The sequence below is a fragment of the Streptomyces sp. NPDC058195 genome (assembly GCF_042883525.1).
Lineage (GTDB): Bacteria > Actinomycetota > Actinomycetes > Streptomycetales > Streptomycetaceae > Streptomyces.
The window spans coordinates 199,227-218,563 of the sequence record NZ_JBHVVM010000012.1 but is presented as its reverse complement, the minus strand read 5'-3'; the positions used below and the strand labels follow the sequence as shown (position 1 = coordinate 218,563).

The window sequence follows — 19,337 nt, the reverse complement described above, 5'->3', positions numbered from 1 at the left end:
CTTGCGTTTCCGACTCTATCAGACTCTTTCGAGTGCCGATTCCCAGTCGAAGCGGGATTCGCTTTCCAGTTCCTCGCTTCCGCGATTCCCTTTCCGGCGGTTCCGACCTTACCAGACTCTTTTTCGTTCCGTTTCCGGTCCGAATTTCAATTCCGGTGACCTGTTGGAAGGTCTTTGCCTTTCGGCGGATCCGACTTTATCAGAGATTCTGAGTCGGAATTCCCGCCTGTCCCGGGACGACCGCGGCACACGAGTGTGTGCGGCTGTTCCCTTCAGGCGGAGCCGTAAACGTACTGGAGCGGGGCGCCCGATGCAAATCGGGGCCCCGCTCCCGTGTTCCTGTCCCTCGGCGTCAGACCTCGACGACGACGGGAAGGATCATGGGCCGCCGTCGGTAGGTGTCGGAGACCCACTTGCCCACCGTGCGGCGGACGAGCTGCTGGAGCTGGTGCGGCTCCAGCACACCGTCCTGCGCGGACTTGTTGATCGCTTCCTCGATCTTCGGCGCGACGGCGCTGAACGCCGCGTCCTCGATGCCGGACCCCCGGGCCTGGATGTGGGGACCGGCCACGATCTTGCCGGTGGAGCTGTCGACCACGATGAAGACCGAGATGATGCCCTCGTCGCCGAGGATGCGGCGGTCCTTGAGCGACGTCTCGGTGACATCGCCGACGGAGAGACCGTCGACGTAGACATAGCCCGCCTGGACCTTGCCCACGATCTTGGCCTTGCCGTCGACCAGGTCGACGACGACCCCGTCCTCGGCGATGACGATGTGGTCCTTGGGCACTCCGGTGAGCGCGCCGAGTTCGGCGTTGGCCCGCAGGTGGCGCCACTCCCCGTGGACCGGCATCAGGTTCTTCGGCTTGCAGATGTTGTAGAAGTACAGCAGCTCGCCGGCCGAGGCGTGGCCCGAGACGTGGACCTTGGCGTTGCCCTTGTGGACGACGTTGGCGCCCCAGCGGGTCAGACCGTTGATCACGCGGTACACCGCGTTCTCATTGCCCGGGATCAGGGACGACGCGAGGATCACCGTGTCGCCCTGGACGATCCGGATCTGGTGGTCGCGGTTGGCCATCCGGGACAGCGCGGCCATCGGCTCGCCCTGGGAACCGGTGCACACCAGCACGACCTCGTCGTCCGGCAGGTCGTCGAGGGTCCGCACGTCGACGATCAGCCCCGCGGGGACGTTCAGATAGCCGAGGTCCCGGGCGATGCCCATGTTGCGGACCATGGACCGGCCGACGAAGGCGACCCTGCGGCCGTACTCGTGTGCCGCGTCGAGGATCTGCTGGATGCGGTGAACGTGGCTGGCGAAGCTCGCCACGATGATGCGCTTCTGGGCATTGGCGAAGACCGTGCGCAGCACGTTGGAGATGTCGCGCTCGGGCGGCACGAAGCCGGGGACCTCGGCGTTCGTCGAGTCGGAGAGGAGGAGGTCGATGCCCTCCTCGCTCAGCCGGGCGAAGGCGTGCAGGTCCGTGAGGCGGCCGTCCAGCGGGAGCTGGTCCATCTTGAAGTCGCCGGTGGCGACGGCCAGGCCCGCCGGGGTGCGGATGGCGACCGCGAGGGCGTCCGGGATCGAGTGGTTGACCGCGATGAACTCGCAGTCGAAGACGCCGATGCGTTCGCGCTGGCCCTCCGCCACTTCGAGCGTGTACGGACGGATGCGGTGCTCCTGAAGCTTCGCCTCGATCAGCGCGAGGGTCAGCTTGGAGCCGATGAGCGGGATGTCCGGCTTCAGACGCAGCAGATACGGGACACCGCCGATGTGGTCCTCGTGGCCGTGCGTCAGGACGATGCCCTCGATGTCGTCGAGGCGGTCCCGGATCGTGGTGAAGTCCGGCAGGATCAGGTCGACGCCCGGCTGCTCCTCCTCGGGGAAGAGGACGCCGCAGTCGACGATGAGCAGGCGGCCGCCGTACTCGAAGACCGTCATGTTGCGGCCGATCTCACCGAGGCCTCCGAGCGGGGTGACGCGCAGTCCGCCCTTCGGGAGCTTCGGCGGGGTGCCGAGTTCGGGATGCGGATGACTCAAAAGACTCTCCTTACCACGCGCGCCACGTACCGCTTGGGCACGTGGCGCGCAGGTCATTCGTGCACTTGCTGTTGTCTGTGATGTCTTGCCGGCGAGGGTTCCCCGCCTATTCAGTTGTGAAGTCTGTGGCTAAAGCTCTACCCCGCCAGCCGCGAGATCGATCTTGAGCTGAGCCGTTTCCTGCGCGGTGAGCTCCACCAGGGGGAGGCGGAGCGGGCCCGCGGGAAGGCCCTGGAGGGCCAGTGCGGCCTTGGTGGTGATCACACCCTGGGTGCGGAACATGCCGGTGAAGACCGGGAGGAGCTTCTGGTGGATCTCGGTGGCCTTCTGGACGTCACCGGAGCTGTGCGCCTCGATGAGGGCCCGCAGGTCCGGGGTGACCACATGGCCGACCACGGAGACGAAACCGACGGCACCGACCGAGAGGAGCGGCAGGTTGAGCATGTCGTCGCCGGAGTACCAGGCGAGACCGGAGCGGGCGATGGCCCAGCTGGCGCGGCCGAGGTCACCCTTGGCGTCCTTGTTGGCCACGATGCGCGGGTGCGCGGCGAGGCGTACGAGCGTCTCCGTGTCGATCGGCACACCGCTGCGGCCGGGAATGTCGTAGAGCATCACCGGGAGACCGGTGGCGTCGGCGATGGCCGTGAAGTGGCGGAAGAGCCCTTCCTGCGGCGGCTTGTTGTAGTACGGCGTCACCGCGAGCAGGCCGTGGGCGCCGGAGCGCTCGGCGGTACGGGCGAGCTCGACGCTGTGCCGGGTGTCGTTGGTGCCGATGCCGGCGACGACATGGGCCCGGTCCCCCACGGCTTCCAGGACCGCTCGTACGAGCTGGTCCTTCTCCTCGTCGCTGGTGGTCGGGGACTCACCGGTGGTGCCGTTGACGACCAGGCCGTCGTTGCCCGCGTCCACGAGATGGACGGCGAGCCGCTGGGCGCCGTCGAGGTCGAGTGCACCGTCCGCCGTGAAGGGCGTGACCATAGCGGTGAGGACCCGCCCGAAGGGGGCCTGCGGAGTGGAGATCGGAGCCATGGGTAACACGCTACTCGCTGCTCAACGGGGACTGCCCCCTCGGGGGGACAAGCAGAAGGAGCCCGGCACTGCCTGCTCGGGGGTTCAAGCAGTGCCGGGTCCGTTTGATCAGCCTAGATGAACTTCATGAAAGGCCGCAATACGGACACCGCTTACGGGGCGACGCGTCCGTTCTTGTTGAAGGCTGCATGGGTGAGCGGCATCAGCCGGGCCCAGTGCTCCTCCATCCGCTCGCCGACCATCTCGATCTCGCGCTGCGGGAAGGACGGCACCTTGGCCAGCTCGTGCTGGGTACGCAGGCCGAGGAAGTGCATCAGCGAGCGGGCGTTGCACGTGGCGTACATCGAGGAGAAGAGGCCGACGGGGAGCACGGAGCGGGCGACCTCGCGGGCCACTCCAGCGGCGAGCATCTCCTGGTACGCCTCGTAGGCCCGGCGGTAGGAGTCCTCCATGACCCGGCCGGTGAGCTCCAGCTGGGTGTCGGTGCCCTCCACGAACTCGTACTTGCCGGGGCGGCCCTGCTGGACCAGCTTGCGGGAGGCGTCAGGGACGTAGAAGACCGGCTGCAGCTCCCGGTAGCGGCCGGATTCCTCGTTGTACGACCAGCCCACGCGGTGGCGCATGAACTCCCGGAACACGAAGATCGGGGCGCTGATGAAGAAGGTCATCGAGTTGTGCTCGAACGGGCTGCCGTGGCGGTCGCGCATCAGGAAGTTGATGAGGCCCTTGGAACGCTCGGGGTCCTTGGTGACCTCCTCCAGGGACTGCTCGCCAGCCGTGGAGACACGGGCCGCGAACAGGACATCGGAGTCGCCCGCGGCGTGTTTCACCAGCTCAACGGTGACATCACTGCGGAAGCTGGGCTGTGCGGGCTCGGGGGTCTCGGTCACCGGCGGGGTCCTTCCAATCGCGTCGCTCGGGCGGCGCCCACTCTACGGGCCGCCACTGACAAGCAGGCTGGAAGGGTCGTGCCGGGATTTCTTCGACGAATTCGGTGATTCAGGCACCGATCGGGCCGTTCACGCGTCTGACTCAATAGCAGCATCCACCACAGAGTTCAAGGAGATCCTCCTCATGTTCCGCCGGCGTGAATCCGTTCCGTTCTCGTTCGTGGCCGAGAGCGACCGATTCCGCAGTAATGTCACTCCGCCGCCGAGGCAGCGGCCCTCCGTCTCCGAGCTGGCCGGCCGCTCCCTCGTGGGGCTGACGGTGATAGCCGGTCTGGCCGGGGCACTGATCCTCGGCCTGCCCGCGCTCAGCCCCTCCCAGGGCCCCGCGCACACGGAACAGGCCGAGGCCGCCCAGGGGCGGTGACTCGTACGGGCCCCCTGGGGTGGTCCGGTCGTGATCGTCTCGGTAGCCTCACCGGGCACAGCAATCGAGTGTGCTTGTGAGTGAGGATCAGACGTGCCCCTGCCCTTCCTGACGGCCGATCGCGCGTTTGACGCGCAGGCCGAGGACATCGCGCTGCCGTTCGACGACCACGACAGCTGGCGGCGTCCCTACCGTCCCGGGCCCTGGCGGGTCGCGGCAGCGGCCTCCGCGCTGCTGCTGGCCTCCTTCGTCCTGCTGGCGGGCATGATCATCGCGTTCGCCGCGGAGTTCCCGGGCGCGACGGTGTGTCTGGTGCTGGCGCTGGTGATCATCGGCTGTGCCCTGCGGCTGCTGCGGATGGGCACCTGGGTCAGCCGCCACGGCGTACGCCGGGTCGGTTTCTTCGGCACGGTGACCGTGCCGTGGAACCGGGTCACCGCGGTCCGCACGGTGCAGCAGCCGGTGAAGTGGCTCGGCTTCCCGCGCACGGTCCAGGGGCAGGCGCTGCTCCTCGTACGCCAGGGGGGCGGCGCGCTCCCGCCGCTGCTCACCGACAACAACGCCGACTTCCTGACCCGGGGCGAGGCGTTCGACCGCGCGGCCGACACGGTCGAGGCCTGGGCGGACGAGTACCGGCAGGCCTGAGGCCCCGTACGACCGGAAGGCTCGGCCCCGCGCGCCCGTTCAGGACGTGCTGGGCCGGGCCTTCTCGGCTCCCCGCAGGGCGATGGCCCGCTGCATGGCCTTGCGGGCCCTCGGGGTGTCCCTGGCGTCCTGGTAGGCGACAGCGAGGCGGAACCAGCAGCGCCAGTCGTCCGGGGAGTCCTCGGTCTCCTCGCGGCGGCGGGCGAAGACGGCATCGGCCGAATCACGGTCGACGCGGCCGGACGGGGTGCGGACCAGTTCGTCGACCGGCAGGCCGCCCTCCGCGTCGAGCTGCGCGGCCAGCGCGTTGGCCCGGGAGACGAACTGGGTGTTCTTCCAGAGGAACCAGACCCCGATCACCGGCAGGATCAGCACCGCGATCCCGAAGGTGACCGTCAGCAGGGTGCCGTGCTTGATGAGCAGGACGCCGCGGCTGCCGACCAGGACGAAGTAGAAGACCAGGACGGCGGCGGTGACGAAGTAGGTGATCTTTGCGCGCATGGCAGGGCTCAGTCAGTTCAGGTCGAGGAAGTGTTCCAGGCCGAACGTGAGGCCGGGAGTGGTCACCACGCGGCGGGTGCCGAGCAGGATGCCCGGCATGAAGCTGCTGTGGTGCAGGGAGTCGTGGCGGATGGTGAGCGTCTCGCCCTCCCCGCCGAGCAGCACCTCCTGGTGGGCGAGCAGGCCCCGGAGCCGGACCGCGTGGACCGGTACGCCGTCGACGTCGGCGCCGCGGGCGCCGTCCAGGGCCGTGGCGGTGGCGTCCGGCTGGTCGCCGAGACCTGCCTTGCGGCGGGCCCCGGCGATCAGCTGGGCGGTGCGGGTGGCGGTGCCCGAGGGGGCGTCGGCCTTGTTGGGGTGGTGCAGCTCGACGACCTCGACGGACTCGAAGTAGCGGGCGGCCTGCTCCGCGAACTTCATGGTGAGGACAGCGCCGATGGAGAAGTTCGGCGCGATGAGGACGCCCGTCGCCGGGGAGGCGGCGAGCCAGGTGTTCAGCTGCGCGAGCCGTTCGTCGGACCAGCCCGTGGTGCCGACGACGGCGTGGATGCCGTGCCGGACACAGAATGCGAGGTTGTCCATCACCGACGAGGGGGTGGTGAGCTCGACGACGACCTGGGCGCCGGATTCCGTGAGGGTCTCCAGCTTGTCGCCCCGGCCGAGGGCGGCCACCAGCTCCATGTCGTCGGCGGCCTCGACGGCTCGTACCGCCTCGGAACCGATCCGGCCCCCGGCACCGAGAACGGCCACGCGCAGCTTGCTCATTGCTCTGCTTCCTTAACGGGTGGGTCAAGAGTCGACAGATGGTCGGAGGACCGCTTCGACGGTCAGGAGACCGCTTCTTCGAGGCGGTCTGCCTGCTTGTCCTTCAGCGGACCGATGACGGAGAGGGAAGGGCGGTGTCCGAGGACCTCGCCCGCGACGGCGCGGACGTCGTCAGGGGTGACCTGTGCTATCCGGGCCAGCATGTCGTCGACCGACATCTGGTCGCCCCAGCACAGCTCGCTCTTGCCGATCCGGTTCATCAGCGCCCCGGTGTCCTCCAGACCGAGGACGGTGGAGCCGGAGAGCTGCCCGACGGCGCGGCCGATCTCCTCGTCGCTGAGCCCCTCGGAGACCACCCGGTCGAGCTCGTCCCGGCAGATCTTGAGGACGTCGTGGACCTGGCTGGGCCGGCAGCCCGCGTACACCCCGAAGAGACCGCAGTCGGCGAAGCCCGAGGTGTAGGAGTACACGCTGTAGGCGAGGCCGCGCTTCTCCCGTACTTCCTGGAAGAGGCGGGAGCTCATGCCGCCGCCGAGGGCGGTGTTGAGTACGCCGAGCGCCCAGCGGCGGTCATCCGTGCGGGCCAGGCCGGGTACGCCGAGGACGACGTGGGCCTGTTCCGTCCTGCGGTTCAGCAGTTCCACCCGGCCCGCGGTGCGCAGGGTGCGGGAGCCCTGGCGCGGGGCGACCGGAACGGCGTCCGTGCGGGAGAGCGCGCCCGCCCGCTCGAAGGCCCTGCGGACCTGGCGTACGACCGTGGCGTGGTCGATGTTGCCCGCGGCGGCGACGACCAGGTGCGTCGGGTCGTAGTGCTTCTTGTAGAAGCGGGCGATCCGGCCGCGGTCGAGCGCGTTGACGGTGTCGACGGTGCCGAGGACCGGGCGGCCGAGGGGGGTGTCGCCGAGCATGGTGTGCGCGAACAGGTCGTGCACGCAGTCGCCCGGGTCGTCCTCGGTCATCGCGATCTCTTCGAGGATGACGCCGCGTTCGGCGTCGACGTCCTCGGCGGTGATCAGCGAGCCGGTCAGCATGTCGCAGACGACATCGATGGCCAGCGGCAGGTCCGTGTCGAGGACCCGCGCGTAGTAGCAGGTGTACTCCTTCGCCGTGAAGGCGTTCATCTCGCCGCCGACCGCGTCGATCGCGGCGGAGATGTCGAGGGCGCTGCGCTTGGCGGTGCCCTTGAAGAGGAGGTGTTCGAGGTAGTGCGTCGCGCCGTTCAGCGTGGGGGTCTCGTCGCGGGATCCGACGTTGGCCCAGATACCGAAGGTGGCGGAGCGTACGGAGGGCAGGGTCTCGGTGACGACCCGGAGGCCGCCAGGGAGGACCGTACGGCGGACCGTTCCGGCGCCGTTGCTGCCCTTGAGAAGCGTTTGGGTACGGGCGACGGCCCGCGCTCCAGAGGAAGCGCGGGCCGTCGTCACGGAACTACGGGACGTCACTTGGCGGCGTCGTCCTTCTCGTCGTCCTCGCCCTCGACGACCGGGACGAGGGAGAGCTTGCCACGGGAGTCGATCTCGGCGATCTCGACCTGGACCTTGGTGCCGACACCGAGCACGTCCTCGACGTTCTCCACGCGCTTGCCACCGGCGAGCTTGCGGATCTGCGAGATGTGCAGCAGGCCGTCCTTGCCCGGCATGAGGGAGACGAAGGCACCGAAGGTGGTGGTCTTGACGACCGTACCCAGGTAACGCTCGCCGACCTCCGGCATGGTCGGGTTGGCGATCGCGTTGATCGTGGCGCGGGCGGCCTCGGCGGCCGGTCCGTCGGCGGCACCGATGTAGATGGTGCCGTCGTCCTCGATCGTGATGTCGGCGCCGGTGTCCTCCTGGATCTGGTTGATCATCTTGCCCTTGGGGCCGATGACCTCACCGATCTTGTCCACCGGGATCTTGACGGTGATGATCCGCGGGGCGTTCGGGGACATCTCGTCCGGAACGTCGATGGCCTCGTTCATCACGTCGAGGATGTGCAGACGCGCGTCGCGGGCCTGCTTCAGCGCGGCGGCCAGGACCGAGGCGGGGATGCCGTCGAGCTTGGTGTCGAGCTGGAGCGCGGTCACGAACTGCTTGGTACCGGCGACCTTGAAGTCCATGTCGCCGAAGGCGTCCTCCGCACCGAGGATGTCGGTGAGGGCGACGTAGTGGGTCTTGCCGTCGATCTCCTGGGAGATCAGGCCCATGGCGATACCGGCGACGGCGGCCTTGAGCGGCACACCGGCGTTCAGCAGCGACATGGTGGAGGCGCAGACCGAGCCCATGGACGTCGAGCCGTTGGAGCCCAGCGCCTCGGAGACCTGGCGGATCGCGTAGGGGAACTCCTCGCGCGACGGCAGCACCGGCACGATGGCGCGCTCGGCGAGCGCGCCGTGGCCGATCTCGCGGCGCTTGGGCGAACCCACGCGGCCGGTCTCACCGACGGAGTACGGCGGGAAGTTGTAGTTGTGCATGTAGCGCTTGCGGGTCACCGGGGAGAGGGTGTCCAGCTGCTGCTCCATGCGGAGCATGTTGAGGGTGGTGACGCCCAGGATCTGGGTCTCGCCACGCTCGAACAGCGCGGAGCCGTGCACCCGCGGGATGGCCTCGACCTCGGCGGCGAGCGTACGGATGTCCGTGACGCCGCGGCCGTCGATGCGGACCTTGTCCTTGATGACGCGCTCGCGGACCAGCTTCTTGGTCAGCGCGCGGTACGCGGCGGAGATCTCCTTCTCGCGGCCCTCGAAGGCCGGGAGGAGCTTCTCGGCGGCGATCTCCTTGACGCGGTCCAGCTCGGCCTCGCGGTCCTGCTTGCCGGCGATGGTGAGGGCCTGGGCCAGCTCGGACGTCACGGCGGCGGCGAGCGCCTCGAAGACGTCGTCCTGGTAGTCGAGGAAGACCGGGAAGTCGCCGGTGGGCTTGGCGGCCTTGGCGGCGAGGTCCGACTGGGCCTTGCAGAGCGCCTTGATGAAGGGCTTCGCGGCCTCGAGACCGGCGGCGACGATCTCCTCGGTCGGGGCCTCGGCGCCGTCCTTGACAAGCTGGATGGTCTTCTCGGTGGCCTCGGCCTCGACCATCATGATCGCGACGTCGCCGTCCTCCAGGACGCGACCGGCGACGACCATGTCGAAGACGGCGTCCTCGAGCTCGGTGTGCGTCGGGAAGGCGACCCACTGGCCCTTGATCAGGGCGACACGGGTGCCGCCGACCGGGCCGGAGAAGGGCAGGCCGGCCAGCTGCGTGGAGCAGGAGGCGGCGTTGATCGCGACCACGTCGTACAGGTGGTCGGGGTTGAGCGCCATGATCGTCTCGACGATCTGGATCTCGTTGCGCAGGCCCTTCTTGAAGGAGGGGCGCAGCGGGCGGTCGATCAGGCGGCAGGTGAGGATCGCGTCCTCGGAGGGGCGGCCCTCCCGGCGGAAGAAGGAGCCGGGGATCTTGCCGGCGGCGTACTGCCGCTCCTCGACGTCCACCGTGAGGGGGAAGAAGTCGAGCTGGTCCTTGGGCCGCTTGGAGGCGGTGGTGGCCGACAGCACCATGGTGTCGTCGTCCAGGTACGCGACGGCGGAGCCAGCGGCCTGCTTGGCCAGGCGGCCCGTCTCGAAGCGGATGGTGCGGGTGCCGAAGGTGCCGTTGTCAATGACGGCCTCGGCGTAGTGGGTCTCGTTCTCCACTAGCGTTTTCTCCGTTACGTATCGTCTTCGCGTCCCCGCGCCCGTGTGGCGGGGGGACGGTTGCGGAGAAGCCCTCCATCGGCGGGCCGGTCTTCGATCGAAGCACCCGGGTCGATGAGTCCGGGGGCCACTACCGAGGACCGGCGGCGGGGAGGTCTGCTTCTCGCTCGTCTGTCGGTCGTTCTGCGACCAGGTTACTGAGATTCGGTTCTGCTTGGCATCACGGCCGTACGGGCGGGCCCGTCACGTGCCGTGTCCGTGCGCTGTACGCACAATCGTACGTACAGCAAAGGGAGCGGCCCCCCTCAGTGGTGGGAACCGCTCCCTTCACGGCGACTTACTTGGCGCCGGCCGCACCACGGCGGATGCCGAGGCGCTCGACCAGGGCGCGGAAGCGCTGGATGTCCTTCTTGGCCAGGTACTGCAGGAGGCGGCGGCGCTGGCCGACCAGGATCAGCAGACCACGACGGGAGTGGTGGTCGTGCTTGTGGATCTTCAGGTGCTCCGTCAGGTCCGAGATGCGACGGGAGAGCATCGCGACCTGGACCTCGGGGGAACCGGTGTCACCCTCCTTGGTGGCGAACTCGGCCATGATCTGCTTCTTCGTAGCGGCGTCGAGCGACACGCGGTACTCCTCTTGGTATTCGATGCGCCCGCGAGTGCCCCTGGTCCGTTCTCAGGGGTGCTTCCATGACTCGGGAGCGAGGGTCCGATGAGCGCAGCTCCCAGGATGATCCGGGAGGGCGTACACAAACGGCCGTCACACAGCGTACCAGTCCGGCGGAGCCGGTACCGGCCGGGGCGGGCCCTGGTCAGCCGGTGAGCGCGCGGACCGCGTGGTAGAGGTCGAAGACGGCGAGGCAGAGCGGGAGCGGGGTCAGGAGCACCCCGGCCTCCGCGATCTCCAGGAAGCGCCCCCAGAACGGGGTGACCCCCTTGCGCGGCACGATCAGCCCGATGGCGGTGAGCAGCGCGGCGGCGCCCGCGACGGCGGCGGCGAGCCAGATCGTACGGAGGGCGAGCGCGGAGCCGTTCCCGGTGGCCGCCTCGCGCAGCAGGCCGGGCGGCGGATTCAGGGACAGCCCCAGGCCCAGGAGTACGAGTGCGGCGAGGCCCGCCGCCAAGGCGCAGCCGACCTGGTCCGTGTGGCGGAAGAGGCGGGCGCGCGTCAGCAGGGCGACCCCGGTGGCAAGGGCCAGCAGCCGCCCCCAGAGACCGCCGGAGAACCCCAGGACGGCCGTGGCGCCCACCGCGGGGAGCGCGCATCCGCCGACCAGGCCGACGAGCAGTTCGTGGCCGCGCCGGGCCCGGACGGCGATGAGGCCGCCGTCGACGGGGCGCCGCGACACCGGTTCGGGCGCCGGGTGGCCGCCGGGGGTGGCGCGGGGCGGGTCGAAGCCGAGGGGCAGGCGGGCGAGGCGGGTGGAGAGGCCGGGCAGGAAGGCCAGCGCGCCCACGCAGACCGGGGCGCACAGCGCGGCGGCCTCGACCGGGGTCATGCCGGTCGTGATCGCGGCGAAGGTGAGCAGCAGGCCGACGGCTGCGGCGCAGCCGCAGGCGACGAAGACCCCGTCACCGCCGGGGGCGGCGATCGTGAGGATCACGGCCGTCACCAGCACGGCGGCGCAGGCGAGCAGGAACTGCAGCCGCCCGGGGCCCTCGCCCGCGGCGGGCGCCAGCAGCCCGGACCCGGCGACCGCGGCGTTGGCTAGCGCGCCGGTGCCCAGGGCGGTGGCCGATCCCCGGTCGCCGTACACCCGGGTGCGTACGCAGGCGAGCGTGAGGGCGAGCACGGCGGTGACGGCGGCGAGGACGCCGGGAAGGCCGTGCGTGTCGTGGCGGGGGCCGGAGGTCCACAGCGCGAAGCCCAGCAGGATCAGCAGGACCGCCCCGCCGAGGAGCCCGGCCGTGCGGGTGAGTCCGTCGTCCCAGAGCGTGCGGTCCCGGGCGACGGCGGTGGCGACGGCGTCGCAGACGTCGTCGAAGACCGCCGGGGGAAGGGACTGGGCGAAGGGGCGCAGACAGAGCGGCTCGCCGTCCATGACGTGCTGCGCGGCGAGGCCGCGGCCGCCGTCCAGGACGGTGCCGTCGCGGCGTACCAGGTGGTAGCCGACCGGGGCGCCGGGGTCGGGGGTGTGGCCGGACAGCCGGAGGATCTCGGGGTACAGGTCCGCGACGGCGAGGTCCTCGGGCAGGGCCACGTCGACGCGGCCGTCCGGCGCGACGACCGTGACCCGGCAGAACCCGGTGCCGTCGGCGGCGGACTGGACCGCGGGGGCCCGTCGGCCGGGCGGGGCCACGGGGGCGGGCCGGCCGGGCGGGGGTTCGGGAGCCGGGGGCGTCGCGCGGTCCGTCATCGTCACCTGGTGCTCCCCTGGTCGTTGTTCCTGAGCGCGCCCGCGTGCGTCCGGGCGTGTCTGCGCAACGAGTCCCGGGAACGCGGGTCACGCCCGGGGCCGAGGGCGCCGCCGTCAACGGTTCTCTTCGTGTGCCGTCCCTCCTCGTGTGCCGCCGGCTCTTTCGGCGCGGCGCCCCGGCGGGGCGCCGCGAGAGGCCGCAGCGTGTCGCGGCACATCGCGGCACATCGCGGCACCGGGACGCGGCGAGGGAATTCCGCGAGGGGATGGGGTGGGCCGTGGGCCAGATCGTCGTCAAGCGTCCGCCACGGGTGTGGCCCTGCGGGGTGCCCGACGAGCCGGTGGAGCTGAAGCCGCCGCCGGAGCTGCCACGCGGCCAGCAGGAGGGGGTGATGCTGCAGTTGCTGCCGCTGCTCGGCATGGGCGGGTCAGTCGTCTTCTTCCTCATCACCCCGAACCCGATCATGCGCGTCATGGGCGTGATCATGATCGCGTCGACGCTCGCGATGGCCCTGGCGATGGTCGTCCGCTTCCGGCGGGGCACTCAGGGCCGGCTCGCCGGGCTGCGGCGCGACTACCTGAAGTACCTGACACGGACCCGACGAACGGTGCGGGAGACGGCGCGGAAGCAGCGCGACGCCCAGTTCTGCCTCCATCCGTCGCCGGACCAGCTGTGGGCACTGGTCGCCGAGGGCAGTCGGGTGTGGGAGCGCCGCCCCGGTGACGCCGACTTCGCACAGGTACGTGTCGGGCTGGGCAGGCGGGAGCTCGCGACCCGGCTCGTCGCACCCCCGACCGCGCCGGAGGACGAGCTGGAGCCGCTGACCGCGGGGGCGATGCGGCGGTTCCTGGCGACGCACAGCACACTGGACGGGCTGCCGGTCACGGTCTCGCTGCGCGCCTTCCACCACCTGACGATCAGTGGTGACACGGAGTCGGCGCGGGCCGTCGCGCGGGCGATGGCCGTCTCGCTCGCCTCGCTGCACTGCCCCGGGGATCTGGTCCTCGCCGTCGCGGTGGGCCGGGAGGCGGCCCCGCACTGGGAGTGGGCGAAGTGGCTGCCGCACGTCCAGGCCCCGGGCCCCGGCGACGGTGCGGGCAGCCGCCGCCTGATCGCCGCCTCTGTCGCGGAACTGGAGGAGCTGCTCTCCGACCGGCTGGAGGGACGGCCCCGCTTCCAGCCCGAGGGCCGGCCGCTCCAGGAGCGGCCCCACGTCGTCGTCGTGCTCGACGGCCGGTCCGTGCCACCGGTGTCGGTGCTCGCCGCCCCCGAGGGGCTCCAGGGCGTGACGGTCGTCGAGCTGCTGCCGGGTGGGGCGGACGGGGCGCGCGGTGCCCTGTCCGTCGTGGTCGGCCCCCGTACGCTGCGGCTGGAGTCCGGCCGTGGTCCAGTCGACGACGGGCTTCCCGATCTGCTCGGCCCGCAGGCCGCCGAGGCACTGGCCCGGCAGCTGGCTCCGCTCCGGGCGGCCCCGGTCGGGGACGACGGCGAACCGCTCCTCGCCGACCTGGAGTTCACCGATCTGCTGAACCTCGGCGACGCGGCAGCGATCGACGTCGGCTGGGCCTGGCGGTGCCGTACCCGGTCCGAGCGGCTGCGGATCCCGATCGGTGTCGGCGAGGACGGCGGCCCGGTGATGCTGGACCTCAAGGAGGCGGCGCGGGAGGGGATGGGACCGCACGGCCTGTGCGTCGGAGCCACCGGTTCCGGAAAGTCCGAGCTGCTGCGTACGCTCGTGCTCGGTCTCGCGGTCACGCACGGTTCGCAGACGCTCAACTTCGTCCTCGCGGACTTCAAGGGCGGCGCCACCTTCGCCGGGATGGCGCGGCTGCCGCACGTCGCGGCGGTGATCACCAACCTCGCGGACGACCTGACGCTGGTCGACCGGATGGGCGACGCGATCAGCGGTGAGCTCAACCGCCGCCAGGAGCTGCTGCGCGACGCGGGCAACTACGCGAGCGTCCACGACTACGAGGAGGCACGCGCCGCGGGAGTCGCGCTGCGGCCCCTTCCCACGCTCGTCCTGGTCATCGACGAGTTCAGCGAACTCCTCACGGCCAAGCCCGACTTCATTGAGATGTTCGTGCGGATCGGGCGGATCGGCCGCTCGCTGGGGGTTCATCTGCTGCTGGCCTCGCAGCGTCTGGAGGAGGGGCGGCTGCGCGGCCTGGAGACCTATCTGTCGTACCGGATCGGGCTGCGTACGTTCTCGGCGGGCGAGTCGCGGGCGGCGCTGGGGGTGCCTGACGCGTACCACCTGCCCGGTGTTCCCGGGTGCGGCTATCTGAAGTACGGCACGGACGAGATGGTGCGCTTCAAGGCCGCGTACGTCTCCGGGGCGTACCGCGCGGGTGCCCGGGAGACGGTGTCCCCGGGGCCGTTGCCGGTGGACCGCAGGCCGGTGGTGTTCACGGCGGCTCCGGTGCCGGTGCGATACGCGGAGCCGGGGGCCCCTGCCCCTGATGACCGCGCACCCGGTGCGTACGCGTCCGGCGCGTATGTGTCCGAGGGCTGTGCGTCCGAGGGCTGTGCGGGGGCGCAGGAGAGCGGTCCGGCCGAGACGGTACTCGATGTGGTCGTGCGCCGGCTGGAGGGCCGGGGAGCCGCCGCGCACCGGGTGTGGCTCCCGGCGTTGGGCGGCCCGCCGTCGCTGGACGGACTGCTGCCGGGGCTCTGCCCGGTCGAGGGGCGTGGGCTGACCGTGCCCGGGTCCGAGGGGGCGGGCCGTCTCGTCGTACCCCTCGGTGTGGTCGACAAGCCGTACGAGCAGCGCCGCGACCCGTTGTACCGGGACTTCTCCGGGGCGGCGGGCCACCTGCAGATCACCGGCGGCCCGCAGTCCGGGAAGTCCACGCTGCTGCGCACTCTGGTCGCGGGCTTCGCGCTCACCCACACCCCCCAGGAGGTCCAGTTCTACGGGCTCGACTTCGGCGGCGGGGGCCTGAACTCGGTCTCGGGACTGCCGCACGTCGGCGGCGTCGCCTCCCGGCTCGACCCGGAACGGGTACGGCGCACGGTCGCCGAGGTGTACGGGATCATGGCGCGGCGCGAGGAGTACTTCCGCGGCGCGGGCATCGACTCCATCGCCGCCTTCCGCGAGGGGCGGGCGCGCGGCGAGATCCCGGTCACGGACCAGCCGTGGGGCGACGTCTTCCTGCTCATCGACGGCTGGGGCAGTTTCCGTACGGACCACGAGGGGCTGGAGGGCCTGGTCGTGGACCTCGCGGCGCGCGGTCTGGGCTACGGGATCCACCTGGTCGTCACGGCCTCGCGTTCCCCGGAGGTCCGGGCCAGCCTCAAGGACCACCTGATGAACCGGCTGGAACTGCGGCTTGGTGACGTCATGGACTCCGAGCTGGACCGCAGGGCCGCGGCCAATGTGCCAGCCGGTGTTCCCGGCCGTGGGCTCACTCCGGAGAAGCTGCACTTCATGGCCGCGGTGCCGCGGATCGACGGCATCGGCTCCGGCAGCGGTCTCGCCGGGGCGACGGCTGCCCTGAGCCGGGAGGTGGCCCGGCACTGGACGGGGGCTCTGGCCCCGGCGGTCCGGCTGCTGCCGCGCTCACTCCCGGTGTGCGAGCTGCCCCCGGGCCACGCGTACCCGGACCGGGGCGTCGCGTTCGGTATCGACGAGAACGGTCTGGAGCCGGTCTTCCTCGATCTCGAACGCGACCCGTTCTTCCTGGTGTTCGGGGAGAGCGAGTCCGGCAAGTCGAACCTGCTGCGGCTGCTCGTCAAGCAGCTGAGCGAGCGGTACGACGGGGACGCCTGCCAGTTCTTCGTCATCGACAACCGGCGCACGCTGCTGGGTGCCGCCCCGGCAACGCACCTGGCGGAGTACGTGCCCCTGTCCAACGCCATGGAGCACCACGTGGACGCCCTGTACCAGCTGATGGAGCGCCGCACGCCGTCGCCCGACGTCACGGCGCGGGAGCTGCGCGAACGCAGCTGGTGGAGCGGCCCGACGGTCTACGTCGTCATCGACGACTACGACCTGGTCCCCACCTCCAGCGGCAACCCGCTGGGCAGGCTGACGGAGATGCTGCCGTTCGCGCGCGACGTCGGCGTCCGCTTCGTCATCGCCCGCAGCACCGCCGGGGTCGGCCGCGCCCTGTACGAGCCGTTCCTGCAACGCGTCGTGGAACTGGGCGCGCAGGGTCTGGTGCTCTCGGGCGACCCGGTGGAGGGGGACGTCCTCGGCGCCGTACGGCCGCGGCCGATGCCTCCGGGACGCGGCGTCTTCGTCACCCGGCGCCGGGGAAACCCGCTCGTGCAGTCGGCGTTCATGGATGAGGAGCGGTAGCGGCGGGCGGGGAACCGGTGGTGGCGGCCGGGGCGGGCGTGTCTCCCTCGCGCGCCCGCCCCGGCCGCCGCCCCGGTGCTCGCCGGGCCCTACTCGAAGTTGGCCCGTGCCCGCTTGTCACCGGCGTGGTACGCGGCACCGGCCTCGCGCACCTTGCGGGAGATCTCGCTCAGCGCGTTGTGGATCGCCGTGGCATCGTTCTCCCAGCCCTGCTGGGCGATGTCGTAGGCCCTCTTGGCCTCGCCCACCCACAGTTCGGACACCTGGGCGATCATCCGCTGGATGGACGCGAGATCCTCCTGGAGCTGTTTGCCCTGTCGTTCGATGGCTCCGGCCGCGAGTTCCAGGCTCGCGTAAGTGACAACCATCGTGCCGCCGTTGTCGTTCGGCATGCGGTCCTCCCGTGTGGTCCAGATGTGAGGTCACGTCGTCATGCGGTTTTGGCCGTTACTGGCTCAGAACTTGTTCAGGTTGGAGATCCTGGCCTCCGCCGCGGCGTCTCCCGAGTAGCCGCTGACGACGTCGACGCCGTGCAGCGCCTGCCGGATCTCGTCCTCGGTGTTGCTGGAGATGGTGCGCGCCGCCTTGATGGCCTCCTGGAAATGGAGCAGCCGGCGGGCGATGCTGACCATCTTCCGGTTGATCTCCTCCTGCTTGGTGTTGAAAGCACCGGCGCCGATGCCCTGCCAGGCGCCCTCCAGGCTGTCGATCGTGCCCTGCAATGTCTTCAGCTGGCCCTTCACCGAATCGAACCGTGTGGTGAGCTCGCCCTCCAGCTTGCGGAGGGCGGCATCCGAGAGCTTCTGGTCCGCCATGTCTTCGTCTTCCCTTCCGCTGCGGCCGTGACCGCGTTTGTTTTGCCATGTCCCTGGCGGTACCGCTCCGGTTCCTGGCCGCACCAGAACGGAACGTCATCACCGGGGCGGCGGTATTCACCCGCCTCCGAACGGCGTGCCGGTGATCCCCGCGCCGCTGTCGGCTGACGGCCGCCCCCGTCTTCAGGAGCGCCTCGCCCGCGTCCTTGGGACGTTCCAGACGGGAGTTCTCGACCAGGTCCGGTCACCGCGGGGAGTTCGTATCCCTCGAACGAGGTACGCAGGCCGGGGAGAACCGGAACCTGTCCGGACACGCTGACGGTCCTCCGGCCGCGGTTCCCTCACATCCACATCGCTCATCCGGCTGCCCGCCCCCTGTCGCTCCGCCGGTCGCCGCTGCGACGACCGGGCCGTTCGGCCTTGCCCGTGTTCCCGGTTCCCGTGCGTTCGTGTTCTCTGACCGGGCGGGTGCTGATCTCGTGGAAGCGGTGGCGTACGTCGCCGTCCACGTTGCCGAGGCCGACGGCCGACGCCTGCCCGCTCCGGACCTCCACCCACCCGAACCTCACTCTCCGTACACACCCTAGCCACCGAATGTGACAGACGCGTCGGGCTGTGGGCCCTGCCCCTCGATCGGGCGAACTTGGCCTGACGCCGGATCACGCGCGGCCGGTACTACGTTCCGGTGCCGGTCCGCCGTCGGCTGTCGCGCACGGCGACGGCGACGCCCGCGAGTGCGGCGACCAGTACCGCCGCGCCCACCACCACGTAGGTCGCGAGGCGGGTGGCGCGTTCGTCCGCCGTTTCGCCCGGCTGGAGCGCGGCCGGGGCCGGGGCCTCGCCCCTGCTCACACCTTCGCGGGCCACCGGGCGCTCAAGGGGCCGCTCGTCCTCCGTCAGGGCCCGCACCGGGTCCACGACACCCCAGCCCACCAGGCCGTCGCGGCCCGCGACCGACCGCTCCGCCGTCTGCTCGATCTGGGCGACGACCTGGTTCCGTGTCCAGCCCGGGTGCTTGGCCCGGATGAGGGCGGCGACGCCCGCGACGTACGGGGCGGCGAAGCTGGTGCCGTTGTCCGCGCAGTGTCCGCCGCCCGGGACCGTGGAGACGATGTCCACGCCGGGGGCGGCCACGTCCACGAAGTCGCCGGACCGGGAGAAGGCCGCCCGTTCGTTGTCGCGGTCCGAGGCGGCGACGGCCAGGACACCTTCGTACGCAGCCGGGTAGGCCGTCCGGACGGTGCCGTCGAGCCCGTCGTTGCCAGCCGAGGCGACGATCACGACGTCCCGGTCCAGAGCGGCGTTCACCGCCTGTTCGAGGACAGGGGCGGAGGCGACCGCTTCGGCCGTGTCCTGGGAGATGTTGATGACGTCCGCACGGGCGGTGCCGGCCGCGTAGCGGATGGCGTGGGCCAGGGTGGCGGCCGTTCCGTTGCCCCCGGCGTCGTTCTGCTGGACCGGGATGATCGTCGCGTCCGGCGCCAGGCCGGTGAAGCCGGTGCCGTCCGCTTCCCGCGCGGCGATGATCCCGGCGACCTTGGTGCCGTGGCCGACCGTGTCGGTCGTGCCGTCCTCCTTGCCGCGCGCGAGCGCGCCGCCGTGTCCGTCCTTGAGGTTCCCCGGCAGGAGGTTGCGACCGCTCCCGGTGTCCACGGCCGCCTTGAGCTGGGGATTTTTGATGTCCACTCCCGTGTCGATGACGGCCACCCGTACCCCCGCGCCGGTGGACTGCCGCCATAGTTCGTCCAGCAGGACGCGCTGCAGCGACCAGGGGCGGCCCGCGTACGGCTTCGCGCCGAAGACGCAGCGGGCCGGATCGTCCGCCCCGGCGGGCGGCACCGGCGGCAGGACGGTCAGGAGCGCGGCGGCCACGGCCGTCAGCGCGTGCCGGTACGGCAGGCGGGGCGTCGTCATGCCGCC

The 19,337-nt window shown here is 70.8% G+C and carries 16 protein-coding genes; 3 read left to right on the top strand and 13 right to left on the bottom strand.

Going from position 1 to position 19,337, the window contains the following annotated elements; translation table 11 throughout:
• Positions 1 to 352: 352 nt before the first annotated feature.
• From ACFVWY_RS17760 to thyX, 3 genes are all read right to left on the bottom strand, one after another.
• Entirely contained in the window at positions 353 to 2,038 is a 1,686-nt protein-coding gene (locus ACFVWY_RS17760) for a ribonuclease J (protein WP_389872884.1), read from the bottom strand.
• 129 nt (positions 2,039 to 2,167) lie between these two features.
• Positions 2,168 to 3,067: a 4-hydroxy-tetrahydrodipicolinate synthase gene (dapA, locus tag ACFVWY_RS17755; protein ID WP_389872881.1), complete on the bottom strand. Its 900-nt coding sequence runs from the start codon at positions 3,065 to 3,067 to the stop codon at positions 2,168 to 2,170.
• Positions 3,068 to 3,219: 152 nt separating this feature from the next.
• The gene (gene thyX / locus ACFVWY_RS17750; protein ID WP_389872878.1) at positions 3,220 to 3,957 is read right to left on the bottom strand and encodes an FAD-dependent thymidylate synthase; all 738 of its coding nucleotides are present in this window, start codon (positions 3,955 to 3,957) and stop codon (positions 3,220 to 3,222) included.
• A gap of 184 nt (positions 3,958 to 4,141) precedes the next feature.
• Between thyX and ACFVWY_RS17745 the strand changes: the two genes are divergently transcribed.
• Both ACFVWY_RS17745 and ACFVWY_RS17740 read left to right on the top strand, forming a co-directional pair.
• Entirely contained in the window at positions 4,142 to 4,381 is a 240-nt protein-coding gene (locus ACFVWY_RS17745) for a hypothetical protein (protein ID WP_389872876.1), read from the top strand.
• Positions 4,382 to 4,474: 93 nt separating this feature from the next.
• Positions 4,475 to 5,026 (top strand): hypothetical protein, encoded by a 552-nt coding sequence (locus ACFVWY_RS17740; RefSeq protein ID WP_389872874.1) that lies wholly within the window; start codon positions 4,475 to 4,477, stop codon positions 5,024 to 5,026.
• A 39-nt stretch (positions 5,027 to 5,065) separates the two neighbouring features.
• Here the strand turns inward: ACFVWY_RS17740 and ACFVWY_RS17735 are convergent, their stop codons facing one another.
• The 6 genes from ACFVWY_RS17735 to eccD form a co-directional block, all read right to left on the bottom strand.
• Positions 5,066 to 5,527 carry a hypothetical protein gene (locus ACFVWY_RS17735; RefSeq protein WP_389872872.1) on the bottom strand — a complete coding sequence of 154 codons (462 nt, stop codon included), beginning with the start codon at positions 5,525 to 5,527 and terminating at the stop codon, positions 5,066 to 5,068.
• Between the two features lie 12 nt (positions 5,528 to 5,539).
• Complete coding sequence (gene dapB, locus ACFVWY_RS17730; RefSeq protein WP_389872869.1) at positions 5,540 to 6,292, bottom strand: 4-hydroxy-tetrahydrodipicolinate reductase; 753 nt, start codon at positions 6,290 to 6,292, stop codon at positions 5,540 to 5,542.
• Between the two features lie 62 nt (positions 6,293 to 6,354).
• Positions 6,355 to 7,734 carry a M16 family metallopeptidase gene (locus ACFVWY_RS17725; RefSeq protein WP_389872866.1) on the bottom strand — a complete coding sequence of 460 codons (1,380 nt, stop codon included), beginning with the start codon at positions 7,732 to 7,734 and terminating at the stop codon, positions 6,355 to 6,357.
• Positions 7,731 to 9,941: a polyribonucleotide nucleotidyltransferase gene (locus ACFVWY_RS17720; RefSeq protein WP_389872864.1), complete on the bottom strand. Its 2,211-nt coding sequence runs from the start codon at positions 9,939 to 9,941 to the stop codon at positions 7,731 to 7,733. Before ACFVWY_RS17720 ends, ACFVWY_RS17725 begins: the two co-directional genes overlap by 4 nt.
• 337 nt (positions 9,942 to 10,278) lie before the next feature.
• Positions 10,279 to 10,566, bottom strand: a complete 288-nt coding sequence (gene rpsO / locus ACFVWY_RS17715) for a 30S ribosomal protein S15 (RefSeq protein WP_389872861.1) — start codon at positions 10,564 to 10,566, stop codon at positions 10,279 to 10,281.
• 187 nt (positions 10,567 to 10,753) lie between these two features.
• Complete coding sequence (eccD, locus tag ACFVWY_RS17710; protein ID WP_389872916.1) at positions 10,754 to 12,298, bottom strand: type VII secretion integral membrane protein EccD; 1,545 nt, start codon at positions 12,296 to 12,298, stop codon at positions 10,754 to 10,756.
• Positions 12,299 to 12,576: 278 nt separating this feature from the next.
• Here eccD and eccCa point away from each other — a divergent pair, with 278 nt between their 5' ends.
• On the top strand, positions 12,577 to 16,602 hold the full coding sequence (eccCa, locus tag ACFVWY_RS17705) for a type VII secretion protein EccCa (RefSeq protein WP_389872858.1): 4,026 nt from the start codon (positions 12,577 to 12,579) through the stop codon (positions 16,600 to 16,602).
• An 89-nt stretch (positions 16,603 to 16,691) separates the two neighbouring features.
• Here the strand turns inward: eccCa and ACFVWY_RS17700 are convergent, their stop codons facing one another.
• The 4 genes from ACFVWY_RS17700 to mycP form a co-directional block, all read right to left on the bottom strand.
• A complete protein-coding gene (locus ACFVWY_RS17700) occupies positions 16,692 to 16,994 on the bottom strand; it encodes a WXG100 family type VII secretion target (RefSeq protein WP_389872856.1) in 303 nt (100 codons plus the stop codon).
• Between the two features lie 63 nt (positions 16,995 to 17,057).
• Positions 17,058 to 17,417, bottom strand: a complete 360-nt coding sequence (locus ACFVWY_RS17695) for a WXG100 family type VII secretion target (protein ID WP_389872853.1) — start codon at positions 17,415 to 17,417, stop codon at positions 17,058 to 17,060.
• Positions 17,418 to 17,773: 356 nt separating this feature from the next.
• A complete protein-coding gene (locus ACFVWY_RS17690; RefSeq protein ID WP_389872850.1) occupies positions 17,774 to 17,971 on the bottom strand; it encodes a hypothetical protein in 198 nt (65 codons plus the stop codon).
• Positions 17,972 to 18,092: 121 nt separating this feature from the next.
• Entirely contained in the window at positions 18,093 to 19,331 is a 1,239-nt protein-coding gene (gene mycP / locus ACFVWY_RS17685) for a type VII secretion-associated serine protease mycosin (RefSeq protein ID WP_389872847.1), read from the bottom strand.
• Positions 19,332 to 19,337: the final 6 nt, after the last annotated feature.

Excerpts from the sequence above, each read along its gene's own strand:
- dapA (WP_389872881.1), bottom strand. The coding sequence starts at position 3,067 with ATGGCTCCGATCTCCACTCCGCAGGCCCCCTTCGGGCGGGTCCTCACC.
- ACFVWY_RS17745 (WP_389872876.1), top strand. The coding sequence starts at position 4,142 with ATGTTCCGCCGGCGTGAATCCGTTCCGTTCTCGTTCGTGGCCGAGAGC.
- ACFVWY_RS17735 (WP_389872872.1), bottom strand. The coding sequence starts at position 5,527 with ATGCGCGCAAAGATCACCTACTTCGTCACCGCCGCCGTCCTGGTCTTC.
- dapB (WP_389872869.1), bottom strand. The coding sequence starts at position 6,292 with ATGAGCAAGCTGCGCGTGGCCGTTCTCGGTGCCGGGGGCCGGATCGGT.
- eccD (WP_389872916.1), bottom strand. The coding sequence starts at position 12,298 with ATGACGGACCGCGCGACGCCCCCGGCTCCCGAACCCCCGCCCGGCCGG.
- ACFVWY_RS17700 (WP_389872856.1), bottom strand. The coding sequence starts at position 16,994 with ATGCCGAACGACAACGGCGGCACGATGGTTGTCACTTACGCGAGCCTG.
- ACFVWY_RS17695 (WP_389872853.1), bottom strand. The coding sequence starts at position 17,417 with ATGGCGGACCAGAAGCTCTCGGATGCCGCCCTCCGCAAGCTGGAGGGC.
- mycP (WP_389872847.1), bottom strand. The coding sequence starts at position 19,331 with ATGACGACGCCCCGCCTGCCGTACCGGCACGCGCTGACGGCCGTGGCC.